Origin of the sequence: Sulfurovum sp. TSL6 (assembly GCF_019972115.1) — a bacterium.
Lineage (GTDB): Bacteria > Campylobacterota > Campylobacteria > Campylobacterales > Sulfurovaceae > Sulfurovum.
On sequence record NZ_BPFJ01000001.1, the window covers coordinates 133,141 to 147,105 of the forward strand.

The window sequence follows — 13,965 nt, forward strand, 5'->3', positions numbered from 1 at the left end:
TTAGGGGTCTAATAGGATATAATACGTTCCATGGATCATAATATCATCATTATAGGTGGAGGAGCAAGTGCACTGATGCTTGCATCTCTATTGCCTAAAAACACAGCTACTATCATAGAGTCCAACCCCAAGCCGGGTGCGAAGATACTTGTCTCAGGCGGAGGTAAATGTAATATTACCAACAGTCGCATGGGCACACAGTACTTTCTGGGTGATACAAACTTTGTACAAGAGCCCTTAAAAAAATTTAATGAACAGGCACTTTTACGATGGCTGGAGAGACAAAATCTGCATCCTGTACTGAGAAAAGAGACACAGTATTTTTGTAGAGACTCTGCTAAAGAGTTGTTGGATATTTTTCTAAAAGAGAGTAAAAAACAGACACTCTGTACCTCTGAAGAGGTTTTGGAAGTCACAAAGCGTGATGAGGTATTTTATGTCAAGACAAATAAAAAAACACATACGGCAAAAGCAGTAGTGGTCGCTTCGGGCGGGTTGAGTTATCCTAAGATAGGTGCAAGCAGCATAGGGTATGAGATCGCAGAGGCATTTGGACATACGGTGGTGAAGACTGCTCCAGCCCTGGTAGGTTTTACGGTACAAAAGGAGCAATTTTTTTTTAAAGAACTCTCCGGAGTTTCAACGGATGTGAAAATACACGTAGGAGATAACGTGTGTGAAGGTGCTTTACTTTTTGCACACAAGGGGATGAGTGGCCCTGCTGTACTGGATGCTTCTCTTTACTGGGAAAAAGGGAAGATAGAGATTGATTTTTTGCCAAATTTTTCTTGGAAAAGTGTACAGGGAAGCAAAAAACAGATATCTTCACTTTTGCCTATGCCAAAGCGTGTTAGCAAGGCATTTTTATTACAATTCCGGCTCGAAGACAAACCTTTTTACCAGCTTACAGCACAGGAACTGGAGAAGCTTCAAATCTTAAGTCACTACAGCTTTGCACCTGCAGGAACTTTTGGTTATGCTAAAGCGGAAGTGACAAAGGGCGGAGTGGAGACATCTGAAGTAGAAAGCAGTACAATGATGAGTAAGAAAGAGGATGGCCTTTACTTCATAGGTGAAGTTCTGGATGTAACAGGGAGACTTGGAGGTTACAATTTTCAGTGGGCATTTTCAAGTGCTTACAGTTGTGCAAAACATATATCTACTAAGGAAAAATAGTGTAAGTTAGCATTATTTTGACACGAATATGATACGATTATTATATATTATTTTTTTGAGTTTAAATGGAGGGGATTTAGAATGAAAAAAATGTTGATGTTGATACTCTGGGGAGTATCAGCTATGGTATTGACGGGATGTGGTGTGGGAACACCTGATGCAGAAGGTTGGAGATCAACTCAAAAAGAGGAATTCTTAGCGATATTGAAAACAGATAAATATGCTTCTATCTGTAATCAGCAGGCGCTTTATGAGAAGGTAAAAGAGAGTGAAAACTCCAAACTCATGTCCAAATTACTTGTATCCTATGCCAAGAACCTTGCCAATGGTTGTATAGATCTGGAAAGTTTCAATGCATCACAAGAGAAAAGGGTAGAGGAGAAGATCGCAACCTATTATGAAACATACATGCAAGAGGTTAAAGCATCCGATATCATGAGAAAGCTTAAAGCGGGACAGAGTATAGAAGAGATATTAAAACCTTATGTGCCTGAGTATACGCAATTTTTTGATCTTCAGAAAAGATATAAGCTTTTAGGAGGTGATAAAAACACTTCAAAAAAAACACTTCGTAAAATTCGTCTTAACCTAGAAAGATTGAAACTGATGAAGCCAGGTCTCGGAGACAATTATGCTTTGGTCAATATCCCTGAGTATACTGTCCGGGTGATCGATACCAATGGTACAGCTGTAGCAATGGCAGTTGTAGTAGGTCAAAGAAAAATGCAAACACCTATCTTTTCTGCAGATCTCTCTTATGTGACCCTCAACCCTCAGTGGGGTGTTCCGGACAGTATCGCCAGAAATGAAGTGATCCCAAAACTTTTAAAAGATCCAAACTATTTGGTAGACCATAATATGGTGATACGTAAATCTTATGATCTTAATACGACAGCAGTAAGTCAGGATTCTGTAGATTGGGAAGCTTATCTAGTCGAAGAACAAAATCTAACAGAGATGACGTATAAGTTCATAGAAGTACCCTCAAAGAAAAATGGTTTAGGACGCGTCAAGTTCATCTTCCCGAACAAACATTCTGTCTATATGCATGATACACAGGCAAAACATCTCTTTAAACGTAAAGTACGTACCTACAGTCATGGATGTGTGAGACTTGAAAAGCCGGTGGTGATGCTAGACCATATCTCAAAGCATTATACTGAGAATACTCCAGAAGAAGTCAAAGAGTGGTATGACTCTTTAGAGACACACCATATGGGGCTGACTAAAAAGTTACCTGTACATACTTCATACTTGACAACCTATGTAGATGAGTGTGGAGATCTGTTAGTATTTAATGATATTTATGGCTTTGACAAGTCACAAAAACTTAACTTCTAAGACAAAGAGATGATGCTAAGGGCATGGTATGATTTTTGGGTAAACCTTAAAGAAGGGTTTGTGCACTTCGAAACAGAGCATTTACCACCGTATATCAAAGTGGAGAATGGACTTTACTCGATCTATGAAGCAAATGAATAGTAATATCATTGTGAGGCTTGGTCAATGATTGAATTCTCATTTCATTATAAAATTGATCTTAACGAAATACTACACTTCCTTATTTTAGATACTTTGTGTAATAATAATACTTAAATATAATTTTAACAAATAGTATTATATTTATCATTTAAAACTTTTTATTTCAATAATTTAAGTTTTTTTGATACAATGAAGAATGAGCTGGAGGTGTGATAGAGATATGAAACTATTTAGTATCTCTATCATAGTAATATTTTATGCTGATCATTGAAATGATGAGCGATATAATTCTAGGAGAAATAATCATGGAAAAAATATATCAAGAAAAACTGGAAGAAATTGTATTACTTCTGAATGATCCAGATGAAACTGTACTGATAAAAGAAGTAAAAGAGAAATTGGAAAACCTTTTAGCACTTGTGAAGAATCCAGAAAAAATTGAAAAAGAAAAACAAGAAAATAACAAGAAACTGGAAAAAGTTGTAGAATTCGTGTATAACGCAATGGCCAACCCGGACATTGAGCTTGAATATTGTATACCTGAAGAAGCAACAACACCAGATCCTTACAGTGTCGCTAACGATCCTTATATACAAGTGAAGTATGCGTCTGGCGGGACACATATGATGAACCAAAATGTACGTATTGGACCTCAGTATCTATCAAAGACACCAGAAGATATAGCAAACCTTGTTACCTTTCATATCAAACAGTTTATTGAAGAGATTGATGCCACTGAGTACGGTGTACAGTAAGACTATATTATAGAGTACAGACTATAGATATCTATAGTCTATCTCTTTAATACAGTATTCGTTTCAATTAGAAGACTCCTCAAGACAAATTCTTTCATTTAAATTCTTTGTTGAAACACCATAGTCTATTTATTTTGAAGTTTATTACATGTCAGGGAACGAAGCGAATGGATAGTGCCTCATATATTAAAATACTTTCATACAAAATAAATGGTGAAATATGGTATCTAAAGAGATACGCTACAAAGAACAGACTCTCATACGGTACGCTTCAGAATGGAAGATATTAAGGTACATTTAACCTTAATATAATTAGAATCTTAAAGATTAAAAATTAATATAACGGGGGTTATCATGCGCATTTCAAAACTTTTTTTATCTGTCATCTTAAGTATCTCAATGCTCACTCAAACTTCATGGGCACAGATGGCTTCTACTGAGGCACTTTTTGAACACTCGGTAACAGTATCTCCAAAAGAGAAAGTCATTCAATTTGCTGCTCGTGAAGATGTAGCCAAAATATTGGAACAGATGGATGTTGATCCGCAAATGATCGAAGAGAGAGTTGCCTCAATGACGGATGAAGAGGCATCACAAATCGCTCATAAGATCGACACAATGCCAGCTGGAAGCAGTGCAGTGGGTTCATTGATAGGTGCGGTTGTTTTTGTTTTTGTACTTTTGGTGATCACTGATATTCTAGGAGTTACAAAAGTATTTGGCTTTACCCGTTCACTTCGTTAATGTGCGATTGAACAACTACCTTTCCTTACTATTGGTACTCTCCGCTTGGCTACTGCTGAGCGGTTGTACGCCCAAAGAGCTTTCGCCTTTAGGTAAGTACCATGCTTCTTCAACTATAAAAGTCCCTTTTGTACCTCCGCGTTCTGATCTATGCGGTTCGACATCTATTGAGATGGTCTCCTCATATTGGCAGTCAACAACATCTTATGTCCCCCGTTTATCACGGAATGAATTGGATAAACGGACATTGATTCCTGCAAAAGGCGGTACGCTGCAGGTAGAACTCGTCTCCACTGCACGGGCTAATGGTCAACTTGTCTATCCTTTGGAACCAACGTTTGATGCACTTCTTGCAGAATTGGGAGAACAACATCCTGTCATTGTACTTGTTAATCGTGGTTACTCATGGTATCCGCTCTGGCATTATGCACCTGTAACAGGGTATGATAGAGATAAGCAAACTGTTTTGATGCATTTTTCAGATCGGCCAAATGAGGCAATGTCGATCTCTACATTTATGGCACTTTGGAAACGGAGCGGTAACTGGGGAGTTGTACTTCTTCCGCCTGACCAGCTGCCTGCATCAGCTTCACCGAAACTGTTTTTACGTGCTGCATATGATCTTGAAAAAACAGGAATGAGGGATGATGCCATCATCGCTTATAAATCTGCGCTGCTGCGTTGGCCGAAAGATATTGATACACATTTTGCATTAGCCAATGCCTATTATCATTCTCATCGGTTCACTGAAGCGGAACAAAGCTACCATAAACTCTTGTCTCTTGAACCGGCACATACCATGGCACTCAATAATTTAGCTGATCTTCTATGCCGGACGGGTAGAAAAAAAGATGCGATGAGAGTCATTAGAAAGGCTGTGACTGAAGATTCCGGGATGCAAGCCATGCTAAAATCTACACGAAAAGAGATCATTCAAGGGTGCACTCCTCTTCCAAAAAAGGAGTAGTACTGATATATGATTAGATCATTTAGTAAACTTTTCCTCCTTATTTGACTAAAAACAACTTTTTAATCTGATAACCAATTTTTATGTGCAGGGTCTAGCTATACTCTAGTCGTAATGAAAGTATTTACAACAATTTTACACTACTCTAAAATTAAAATATCTACATGATATATCTGAAGCCAATGAATAGTAGCTTTATGTTAGAATAATTCAATTTTTTATGAACGGTGAAACATGGCATCTAAAGAGATACGCTACAAAGAACAGACTTTTAAACTCGCTTATGAATTGGTCAACCCAACAAAAGATAAGCTACTGCTCATACTTCACGGATGGGGAAGCAGTAAAGAGATCATGAAACAGGCATTTGGAAATGCATTGCCGGATTTCAAACACGTTTACTTAGATATGCCCGGGTTTGGTAAGAGCAGTAATGAGATGATCCTGACTACAAAAGATTATGCCAATATCGTACAACTTTTTTTGGATGCATTGGATGTCAAGGCCACTATCGCTATGGGGCACTCTTTTGGCGGTAAAGTTGCTACACTATTGAACACTCCTTGCCTGGTCCTTCTTTCTTCTGCAGGTATTGTGACGGTGAAACCTTGGTCTGTAAAAGTGAAGATCGCTACCTTTAAACTCCTTAAGCCTCTGGGTATGAAGAAGATACGTGAACTTTTTGTAGCACCTGATGCACAGGGCATGAGTCATGAGATGTACGAAACATTTAAAAATGTAGTGGATGAAGACTTTGAAGCAGAGTTTGCCAAAAGTAAAAGCAAAGCACTCTGTTTTTGGGGGAAAGAAGATACGGCTACACCACTTTATACAGGTGAGAAGATAGCAGGGCTCATTGAAAATAGTGTTTTCTATCCGTTGGATGGAGACCATTATTTCTTTTTGACACATAAAGACTTTATCGCTAAAGCGATCACTGAACACTGTAAGGAAATGACAAAATGATACTATTAAATTCTATTTTTTACACACTTTTTATTTTAGCTATAGGCTATTATTTTATCACCAACTTGCAGTGGTACAGCTATAAGCTGAACCGTGTACTTTTTCATCATACCAAGACATGGTGGCACTTTGTATACTTCTTGGTACCGTTTGCACTCTATGCCTTTGTAGATGGTATGAGTGAGTATGGTTTTGTTGTGGTTGTCGCTTATTTAGCTTTATTGTTCCAGTGGTATAGAGGCCTTGACAAACCTTTGGTGTTTACAGGAAGAGTGAAACGTTTTTATGCGGCTCTTATCCTTTTTGCACTTTTCATCGCTGTGGTATTTAAGCATTTTGCTGTAGTTTTACCACTCTTTTTAGCCTACTTTGTTTCTATGTTCATTGAAAAGATGCTTTTTAACGGCTTTAAAGTAAAAGCGCAACAAAAGATAGAAGCGATGGAAGACCTTATAGTAGTGGGTATCACAGCCAGTTACGGAAAGACAAGCATCAAAAACTACATAGAGCATTTGCTTAAAGCCAAATATAAAACTTATGCTACACCACGTTCTGTCAATACACTTGGGGGCGTAATGAAAGATGTCAATGATGATCTTCCTGAGGACACAGAAGTGTATGTCGTTGAGATGGGGGCAAGAGGTGAGGGTGACATCGCCGAGATCAGTACCTTTGTGAACCCTCATTATGTAGTAGTGGGTAAGATAGGTCCTGCACATATAGAGTACTTTAAAACGATTGAAAACATCCGTAACACAAAGATGGAGATACTCAAAACAGAGAGACTTAAAGAAGCGTGGATACATGAAAGTGCCAGAGTCAAACCAGAGTCTAATGTACATACTTTCGGTACTAAAGAGAACTTGGATATACGTACCAAAGAGGCTGCTCCGGAGTATGTCATAGAAAATGTCCAGGCAACACTGGAAAGTACAAGCTTTACACTTGATGGTGTACAGTACTCGGCAAGTATTCTGGGGGCATTTAATGCGATGAACTTAGCAGCGGCAGTACTTGTAGCTAAAGAGCTTGGACTCAGTGATAAGCAGATACAAGAAGGCCTTTCTACACTCAAAGCAGTGGATCATAGATTGCAACGTATCGATGCTGGTGGGAAAGTGATTCTCGATGACAGTTTCAACGGAAATATCGATGGTATGATGGCTTCCTTTGACCTAGCAAGTACATATGAAGGACGTAAGGTCGTGATCACTCCAGGCCTTGTTGAAGTGGATGATGCACTGAATGTTCAAGTTGCACAAAGAGCCAATGAAGTGTTTGATATCGTAGTAGTGACAGGAGACTTGAACTATGCGATCTTTAAAGAGTATGTAGAGGCTGATAAATTAGTGAAACTTGCCACCAAAGGCGAGATGGAAGCGATGCTTGTGGAACAAACACGTCCAGGAGACCTGATACTCTTTGCGAATGATGCTCCGAGTTTCGTCTAAGTGACTAGGAACTCATCCATTTAAAAAAGAGTTCATGCTTGGCACTTTTGATAAGAATGCCATCTACACCATTCTGTTTAGCCTTAATGACAGTAAATCCTTCTTTTACTGTTTTGTGCAGTCTTGTTCTTACGTACCTGTGTATAGATTGTCTACAACCATTTTTTTTGGTTGAAAGTTTTGTAGATTTAATGATCGTATTGTCTGCTTTTAATTCACTTGACATAGGATTGCATCCATCAAATCCGTTTAATTTCATATGTTTTGCATCAAAGTCTAAAATGGCTCTGGCTTTTCGTACATCTTTCCCATCCACGCTACGCAAATGCCAGTTTCCATCAAGATCATCAAGGTCGATGCTTTTTGGTTGAGCTGACAGATAACTGGTACATAAAGATGCCAATAGCGTAAGCAAAAGTGTTTTTTTGTAAAGCATTGAAAACTCCCCAGTTTTATATTGTATAATGAAATTCTACATTGAAATGATTAACGGAGTATGTATGAGAACGATTTTCTACTTGATTTTATTACTATCACTATCGCAGTCGATACTTTTTGCTACAGATATCAGGCTCACAGATAAGCAAGCCAAATTCATCGCCCAAAAAGTATGGCAGAATGAAGGTGCAGGGCTTGACAAGTATCTGGTACATTGGAATGAAGGTGAAGACTTTGCCTCTGTAGGTATAGGACACTTTATCTGGTTCTCTAAAGGGCATACAGAACGTTTCAGAGAGGTTTTTCCTATGGTACTGACCTTTATGGAAGAAAGGGGTGTAGCGATGCCAGATTGGCTGAATTCCAAAACACCTCTCCCATGGGATACCAAAGAAGCATTTTTCGAGGCAAAGAGGTCACAGAGTAAAAAGTATGTAGAGTTGTTCACGTTTCTGAAAACGACAATGCCGGAACAGGCAGCTTTTATGGCACAGCGTTTAAGTACTGCCCTGCCTCAAATGCTGGAGACTATAGAAGAAACTGAAAAACAGGAACGCATCAAGAAACGTTTTTATGAAGTCATGCATAACAAAAATGGCTCAGTCAACGAAAAAGGACTTTATGTCCTTTTGGACTATACCAACTTTAAAGGTGAAGGCACACTCAAAAGTGAACGTTACAAAGGTCAGGGATGGGGACTTCTGCAGGTACTCGAGCATATGGATCCACAGGAACCAAACAGATTGAAAGCTTTTGCCGAGTCTGCCAAAGCGATGTTAAGCAGGCGTATCAAGAACTCTCCTCCTGCACGTGGCGAAGAACGTTGGCGAAAAGGGTGGAATGTTCGGCTAGATACCTATTGGAAGTAGCTTAGAATGCGATGGTATGCTTTTTAAACTTGTGCAGCTTTTTTTGGGCTTTACGCAGTAACTTCTTTTGCTTCTTTGATGTTTTTCCCAGTAGTCTCTCTTCAAGTTCCTGACAGTGTGATATACTTTTTTTCTTAGATTTAAAATAGTCATGTAGAAGTTTGTTCTGATTCACCGTATCATTGAAATCTCCAAGTAAGGTTTGCAATTTTTTACCTTTTTCAATCATCTTTTTGATCTTTTTTTCGCCAAAGATATGTTGGAACTCTTCAAGGAGATAACGAAGTTTTTTCAGTGAAATCCTGATCTTATGGAGCTTTTTATCACTAAACTCTTTTTCTAAGGTATTTATCTTTTTTACGATCTTAAGTTGGAGTGCTTTGATGACCTTTTGGGCTGTATGTTCTATGGTATCTTGATTGTTATCAGAAGTAAGAAGTGTATCTTGTTTTAATGCATTTTGATAAGCTAGAAAGAAATCTTCAAATATTTTTCCTTTTAACATCTCTTCTATTACGTGCTGTTCGCGCACTTGTTGTTCTTTAATGTCTTCTTGAATGGTATCATGATATGTATCTACTTCTTTTAAACGTTCTTTGATGACATCAAGATCTCTTTTTTGGTTCGTTTGCGTTGCAAAACTGTCTAAGTTTTCATTGAAGTAGTTATAATGCTCTTTTGGAAAAAGAAACTTAAACTCTTTTAAAAAAGCTCTGGATTTTCTGATGTTGACTCTGAACTGATGCAGGTCTTCTGTATCATCATTCATAAGGATACGTTCTTTATGCGCGAGTATAGACCGTGAAAACTTGTATAAGATGACCCGCAGGGCATCCATAGATGAGAGATTAGGTATGAAATAGGCATCAAGCTCATCGATATCTTTTTTGTCCAGTTCTGTGAATATGGCATCCACATCATAGGCCGTTTGGGGTTTGCCGTGTAAAACCATATTTTTATTCTTAAAAGACTCATCAAAGCTTACATCCTTGATGACATGCATTTCAAGTACAGGAGGCAATTCGAACCGTTCAAAATCCTCCATACTTTGAAACTCAATTTCAAGTATATTGAGACCTTTGAAGGCTTCCTTAAACACATCTATGGAGTACTCTTCCCCTTCGAAGTGGAATATATATCGATTTTTTCGTATAGGTTCTTTGATGCGGTCTTGAAATTTTTTTTGAAATTTTTTTTCAGATATCTCTACTTCTTCTTCATCTCTTGAAGCTCCTATTCCATATTTGACAGTTTTAAAGTAGCTATCATCCATCTGCCTATACCGTACGCCTTTATCTGCTGTGATAGTTGTATAAAACTGAGTGATCTTGTGTTTTTTTAGTCCATATTCATCTATCAGGGAGCGTATGGAATCTTTAAGCAGATACTTTCTTTCTATTTCTTTCATTTATTACCCTGAATAAGACATTAGATATTAATTTTTTAGTTTAAAAACAGAAGGATCTTCTACCCCTATAAATATATTATAACAAGGTCCATGCTCTCCAGAGATTTCATATTCATGTTTACAATCCAAGTCCAGGTTTTTTGCATATGATTCTATAAGATCTACTACCTCTTTTTTTTTAGTAATGAATTCAATAACTTTATCACCTTCATATCCTAAGAAACTCTCAATATAGTCGATGTCGAGTTCGATCGCGTACTTAATCATACTTTTTATACTCTCTTGTAACATAGAAATCCTTTTTAATAAATTGTATCATAATTTATGAGAAATCCTTTTTACTTTAGAGAGTGAAGAAGAGGTCTATACTAAGGCAAGCAACTCCTCATCACAAAAAAGATAAAATTTAAAAAAATTTTAAAAAGAGACACATTATTATGTACGTAAAATCTTCCTACTATCTGGATAGTATCTCTAAATATGCAGGAACTATAGCAGCATTTCTAGTGCTTTTGCTTTCTTTGTTGGTAGCTTATGATGCAATAATGCGTTATCTTTTTTCAGCAGGTTCGATAGCGCTTCAGGAAGTAGAATGGCACCTCTTTGATGTGATATTTTTACTGGGATTAACCTATGCCCTTAAACATGACAAACATGTAAGAGTAGATATCTTTTTTGAGCTTTACAGCAAAGAGAACAAGGGTATTGTACAGATACTCTCAATGCTATTTCTGGTGATTCCTTTTTCTCTGGTTTTTTTATCTGATTCTATAGACATGCTGATACAGAGTTATCTACAGCATGAGATATCAAGTGATCCTGGTGGATTAACACATCGTTATATCATTAAGGGTGTCTTGGTACTCTCTTTTATACTGCTTATCATACAGGCGCTGAGTGAAGTACTCAAAGCATTTGGAAGATTGGAAAGTAAAAAAACATTTCTTTGTATTTTAGGTATCGTAACCATACTTGGCGTGCTTATCTATACGGCAGATCATTATGATATGGCTTATTGGCTCGATCCTATACTGCTCATGTTTGCTTTGACACTGTTCTTGCTGATGGCCGGTTTTCAAGTTGCCTTTGTATTTGCAGGAGTGGCACTGCTTTTTGCTACTATTTCAAATGAAGTAGGGTTGAGCGTACTTGAGATGCTGCCTTACAGAACCTATGGTATCATGGGTAATGCTACATTGATGGCTGTTCCACTCTTCATCTTTATGGGATTGATACTGGAAAAATCCAAGATGGCAGAAGGTTTGTTACTCTCTATGGGTAAACTTTTTGGTTCGATCAGAGGTGGTTTGGCTATCTCTGTGGTGTTAGTGGGAGCTATACTCGCAGCAAGTACAGGTATCGTCGGTGCATCTGTGGTGATGATGAGTCTCATCGCGCTTCCGTTGATGCTTAAACATCACTATTCACCAGCATTGGCTTCTGGGTCTATCGCTGCGAGCGGTACACTTGGGCAGCTTATTCCTCCTTCTATCATTCTCATTATTTTGGGCGATCAAATGCATTTGTCTGTGGGTGACTTGTTCCGTGCAGCTGTAGTACCGGGACTTTTACTCATTGGTCTGTATATCATTTACATCCTACTCATTTCATACTTGAACAAAGAGATTGCACCTGCTATTGTATCAGAAGAAGCATATGCAAAGGTGTTGAAAGAAGCGTTCAAAGAGATCATACCTCCTTTACTGCTTATAGGAGTAGTGCTGGGTTCCATCTTTGCGGGTATTGCATCGCCTTCAGAATCAGCGGCTATAGGTGTTTTGGGTGCTATGCTATTGGCATGGGGTAAAAGAAACTTCTCTTATGACATGGTACGCTATGCAGCTATAGAAACAGTTAAACTCACTGCAATGATCTTTATGATACTCATCGGTGCGACAGCCTTTTCACTGGTCTTTAACGAGCTGGGTGGCGGAGATATGGCGATGGAATTCTTTGCAGGAGATATGGGTGACAAATGGATGTTTATTCTCATTGCAATGCTGGCCATTTTCCTACTGGGCTTTTTTATCGATTTCATTGAGATAGCTTTTGTGGTCGTACCTATTTTGGTGCCTATCGTGGCATCTTTTGGTATAGACCCTGTATGGTTTGCCATACTCATAGCCATGAACCTGCAGGCATCATTTCTGACACCTCCCTTTGGTTTTGCACTTTTTTACCTCAAGGGTGCTGCAGGTGACAAAGTGAGTACGGGAGCCATATACAAGGGTGTCATACCGTTTATAGGATTACAGCTCTTAGCACTGCTGATCATACTTTTTTATCCCGATCTGATCTATCTGTTTGGGAAATAGTATCATAGATTGATGATATAATAGATGTATGGGTATGATAGGATGAATACTGAGAGATAAGGATCAAAATGACGGCCAGAGAAGCCATTAAAATACTGGAAGATAGAATGAATGCAGCTGTTTTAGGACAGGAGCATATTGTTTCAAGATTGATTATGGGATTGCTTGCCGATGGTAATATACTGGTGGAAGGATTGCCGGGACTGGCAAAGACCAGAGCTGTACGTGCCATGGCAGATGCGATCGAAGGTAAATTTTCACGTATACAGTTTACGCCTGATCTGCTTCCCTTGGATGTGATAGGAACGCAGCTGTTGCACGATGAGAAGGGGAAACAAACCTTCCATTTTCATCCGGGCCCTATCTTTGGAAATATTATCTTGGCTGATGAGATCAATCGTGCCCCAGCCAAAATACAATCAGCCATGCTTGAAGCGATGGAAGAACGACAGGTGACGGTAGCAGGGAAAACACATAAACTTCCTCAACTCTTCATCGTGATGGCCACACAAAACCCTTTGGAACAAGAGGGAACTTTCCCTTTGTCAGAAGCACAAAAAGACCGTTTTTTCATGCATGTGAAGATTGATTATGCGAAGATGGATGCAGAATTTCAAATGATCAAAATGATACAAGAAGAGAGATTTAATGCGCCTGCACCTCAGGCAAAGATCTCGCAGGAGATGATCTTTGCCGCACGCCGTGAGGTTGCGCAAGTGAAATTCAGTGATGCACTGGGGCATTATATGGTAGAGCTTGTATTTGCCACACGTTATCCGCTTAGATACAGCAAACAACTTGAAGTGATGATAGACGTTGGGGTAAGTCCACGTGCAACCCTGGCACTTACCCAATGTGCTCAAGCCAATGCATGGATGCATGGCAGAGATGAAATGACAGTGCAAGATGTACAGGCCGTGATACACGATGTCTTTCATCATCGGTTGGTTATCAGTGAACATGCCCTTCAAAATAAAAGAACTGCAGAAGGGATCATAGATATTATTTTAGAACAGGTACCATTTCCAAAGGCTTAGGTAAAGAGTCGACTGAAGAATGATCCTTTGCCTGCCAGTTTGTCTATGAGCTCGAAGTAGTATGATTCGTGTTTGAGTCCTATTTCAGGATAGTTGAGCTTGAGTACGGCGATGGTAAATGGTACAGAACGTACTTTGAATGTAGATGCGAGTTTAGGGTTACTCGAGACGTCACATTTCATCACTTTTACCCCATTCTTGTCAGTTCCAACAAAAAACTCTAAAATCCAATGAAAAATACTACAAGCTTTTAGAAGCAAAAACCTTATAAAATATACCATAGTATCATGTTTTATAAGGTTTTCTATTGGAAGGGGAGATTTTATGGACTGCAAACGTCGCTACAGCGATAAACCT

At 38.7% G+C, this 13,965-nt stretch carries 15 protein-coding genes; 11 read left to right on the forward strand and 4 right to left on the reverse strand.

Annotated features, from left to right (window positions below):
• The first annotated feature begins 30 nt into the window (after positions 1-30).
• The 8 genes from LDM93_RS00600 to LDM93_RS00630 all read left to right on the forward strand — a co-directional run bounded on the left by LDM93_RS00600 (position 31) and on the right by LDM93_RS00630 (position 7,541).
• The gene (locus LDM93_RS00600) at positions 31-1,176 is read left to right on the forward strand and encodes an aminoacetone oxidase family FAD-binding enzyme (protein ID WP_223889944.1); all 1,146 of its coding nucleotides are present in this window, start codon (positions 31-33) and stop codon (positions 1,174-1,176) included.
• Between the two features lie 81 nt (positions 1,177-1,257).
• Positions 1,258-2,517 (forward strand): L,D-transpeptidase family protein, encoded by a 1,260-nt coding sequence (locus tag LDM93_RS00605; protein ID WP_223889945.1) that lies wholly within the window; start codon positions 1,258-1,260, stop codon positions 2,515-2,517.
• Positions 2,518-2,526: 9 nt separating this feature from the next.
• On the forward strand, positions 2,527-2,658 hold the full coding sequence (locus LDM93_RS11310) for a hypothetical protein (protein WP_255586200.1): 132 nt from the start codon (positions 2,527-2,529) through the stop codon (positions 2,656-2,658).
• Between the two features lie 305 nt (positions 2,659-2,963).
• A complete protein-coding gene (locus LDM93_RS00610; protein ID WP_223889946.1) occupies positions 2,964-3,413 on the forward strand; it encodes a hypothetical protein in 450 nt (149 codons plus the stop codon).
• A 354-nt stretch (positions 3,414-3,767) separates the two neighbouring features.
• Positions 3,768-4,157 (forward strand): PA2779 family protein, encoded by a 390-nt coding sequence (locus LDM93_RS00615; RefSeq protein WP_223889948.1) that lies wholly within the window; start codon positions 3,768-3,770, stop codon positions 4,155-4,157.
• Positions 4,158-4,164: 7 nt separating this feature from the next.
• Positions 4,165-5,124, forward strand: coding sequence for a PA2778 family cysteine peptidase (locus tag LDM93_RS00620; RefSeq protein ID WP_223889950.1), 960 nt, complete (start codon positions 4,165-4,167; stop codon positions 5,122-5,124).
• Between the two features lie 234 nt (positions 5,125-5,358).
• Positions 5,359-6,090, forward strand: a complete 732-nt coding sequence (locus LDM93_RS00625; protein WP_223889952.1) for an alpha/beta fold hydrolase — start codon at positions 5,359-5,361, stop codon at positions 6,088-6,090.
• Positions 6,087-7,541 (forward strand): UDP-N-acetylmuramoyl-tripeptide--D-alanyl-D-alanine ligase, encoded by a 1,455-nt coding sequence (locus tag LDM93_RS00630; RefSeq protein WP_223889953.1) that lies wholly within the window; start codon positions 6,087-6,089, stop codon positions 7,539-7,541. Before LDM93_RS00625 ends, LDM93_RS00630 begins: the two co-directional genes overlap by 4 nt.
• 4 nt (positions 7,542-7,545) lie before the next feature.
• On the opposite strand, the gene LDM93_RS00635 is transcribed toward LDM93_RS00630, so the two are convergent.
• Positions 7,546-7,977, reverse strand: a complete 432-nt coding sequence (locus tag LDM93_RS00635; RefSeq protein WP_223889954.1) for an META domain-containing protein — start codon at positions 7,975-7,977, stop codon at positions 7,546-7,548.
• A 64-nt stretch (positions 7,978-8,041) separates the two neighbouring features.
• Between LDM93_RS00635 and LDM93_RS00640 the strand changes: the two genes are divergently transcribed.
• Positions 8,042-8,848 carry a hypothetical protein gene (locus LDM93_RS00640; RefSeq protein WP_223889955.1) on the forward strand — a complete coding sequence of 269 codons (807 nt, stop codon included), beginning with the start codon at positions 8,042-8,044 and terminating at the stop codon, positions 8,846-8,848.
• A 1-nt stretch (position 8,849) separates the two neighbouring features.
• Here LDM93_RS00640 and LDM93_RS00645 read toward each other — a convergent pair whose 3' ends face one another.
• Positions 8,850-10,256, reverse strand: coding sequence for a CHAD domain-containing protein (locus LDM93_RS00645; protein ID WP_223889956.1), 1,407 nt, complete (start codon positions 10,254-10,256; stop codon positions 8,850-8,852).
• A gap of 27 nt (positions 10,257-10,283) precedes the next feature.
• Positions 10,284-10,547, reverse strand: a complete 264-nt coding sequence (locus tag LDM93_RS00650) for a hypothetical protein (RefSeq protein WP_223889957.1) — start codon at positions 10,545-10,547, stop codon at positions 10,284-10,286.
• 146 nt (positions 10,548-10,693) lie between these two features.
• On the opposite strand from LDM93_RS00650, the gene LDM93_RS00660 reads away from it, so the two are divergent.
• Positions 10,694-12,571 carry a TRAP transporter large permease subunit gene (locus tag LDM93_RS00660; RefSeq protein WP_308440687.1) on the forward strand — a complete coding sequence of 626 codons (1,878 nt, stop codon included), beginning with the start codon at positions 10,694-10,696 and terminating at the stop codon, positions 12,569-12,571.
• A gap of 68 nt (positions 12,572-12,639) precedes the next feature.
• Positions 12,640-13,608: a MoxR family ATPase gene (locus LDM93_RS00665; protein WP_223889958.1), complete on the forward strand. Its 969-nt coding sequence runs from the start codon at positions 12,640-12,642 to the stop codon at positions 13,606-13,608.
• On the opposite strand, the gene LDM93_RS00670 is transcribed toward LDM93_RS00665, so the two are convergent.
• Positions 13,605-13,790: a hypothetical protein gene (locus LDM93_RS00670; RefSeq protein WP_223889959.1), complete on the reverse strand. Its 186-nt coding sequence runs from the start codon at positions 13,788-13,790 to the stop codon at positions 13,605-13,607. The two genes, LDM93_RS00665 and LDM93_RS00670, sit on opposite strands and share 4 nt — an antisense overlap.
• Between the last annotated feature and the right edge of the window lie 175 nt (positions 13,791-13,965).

Excerpts from the sequence above, each read along its gene's own strand:
- LDM93_RS00600 (WP_223889944.1), top strand. The coding sequence starts at position 31 with ATGGATCATAATATCATCATTATAGGTGGAGGAGCAAGTGCACTGATG.
- LDM93_RS00605 (WP_223889945.1), top strand. The coding sequence starts at position 1,258 with ATGAAAAAAATGTTGATGTTGATACTCTGGGGAGTATCAGCTATGGTA.
- LDM93_RS11310 (WP_255586200.1), top strand. The coding sequence starts at position 2,527 with ATGATGCTAAGGGCATGGTATGATTTTTGGGTAAACCTTAAAGAAGGG.
- LDM93_RS00610 (WP_223889946.1), top strand. The coding sequence starts at position 2,964 with ATGGAAAAAATATATCAAGAAAAACTGGAAGAAATTGTATTACTTCTG.
- LDM93_RS00615 (WP_223889948.1), top strand. The coding sequence starts at position 3,768 with ATGCGCATTTCAAAACTTTTTTTATCTGTCATCTTAAGTATCTCAATG.
- LDM93_RS00625 (WP_223889952.1), top strand. The coding sequence starts at position 5,359 with ATGGCATCTAAAGAGATACGCTACAAAGAACAGACTTTTAAACTCGCT.
- LDM93_RS00630 (WP_223889953.1), top strand. The coding sequence starts at position 6,087 with ATGATACTATTAAATTCTATTTTTTACACACTTTTTATTTTAGCTATA.
- LDM93_RS00635 (WP_223889954.1), bottom strand. The coding sequence starts at position 7,977 with ATGCTTTACAAAAAAACACTTTTGCTTACGCTATTGGCATCTTTATGT.
- LDM93_RS00640 (WP_223889955.1), top strand. The coding sequence starts at position 8,042 with ATGAGAACGATTTTCTACTTGATTTTATTACTATCACTATCGCAGTCG.
- LDM93_RS00645 (WP_223889956.1), bottom strand. The coding sequence starts at position 10,256 with ATGAAAGAAATAGAAAGAAAGTATCTGCTTAAAGATTCCATACGCTCC.
- LDM93_RS00650 (WP_223889957.1), bottom strand. The coding sequence starts at position 10,547 with ATGTTACAAGAGAGTATAAAAAGTATGATTAAGTACGCGATCGAACTC.
- LDM93_RS00660 (WP_308440687.1), top strand. The coding sequence starts at position 10,694 with ATGTACGTAAAATCTTCCTACTATCTGGATAGTATCTCTAAATATGCA.
- LDM93_RS00665 (WP_223889958.1), top strand. The coding sequence starts at position 12,640 with ATGACGGCCAGAGAAGCCATTAAAATACTGGAAGATAGAATGAATGCA.
- LDM93_RS00670 (WP_223889959.1), bottom strand. The coding sequence starts at position 13,790 with ATGAAATGTGACGTCTCGAGTAACCCTAAACTCGCATCTACATTCAAA.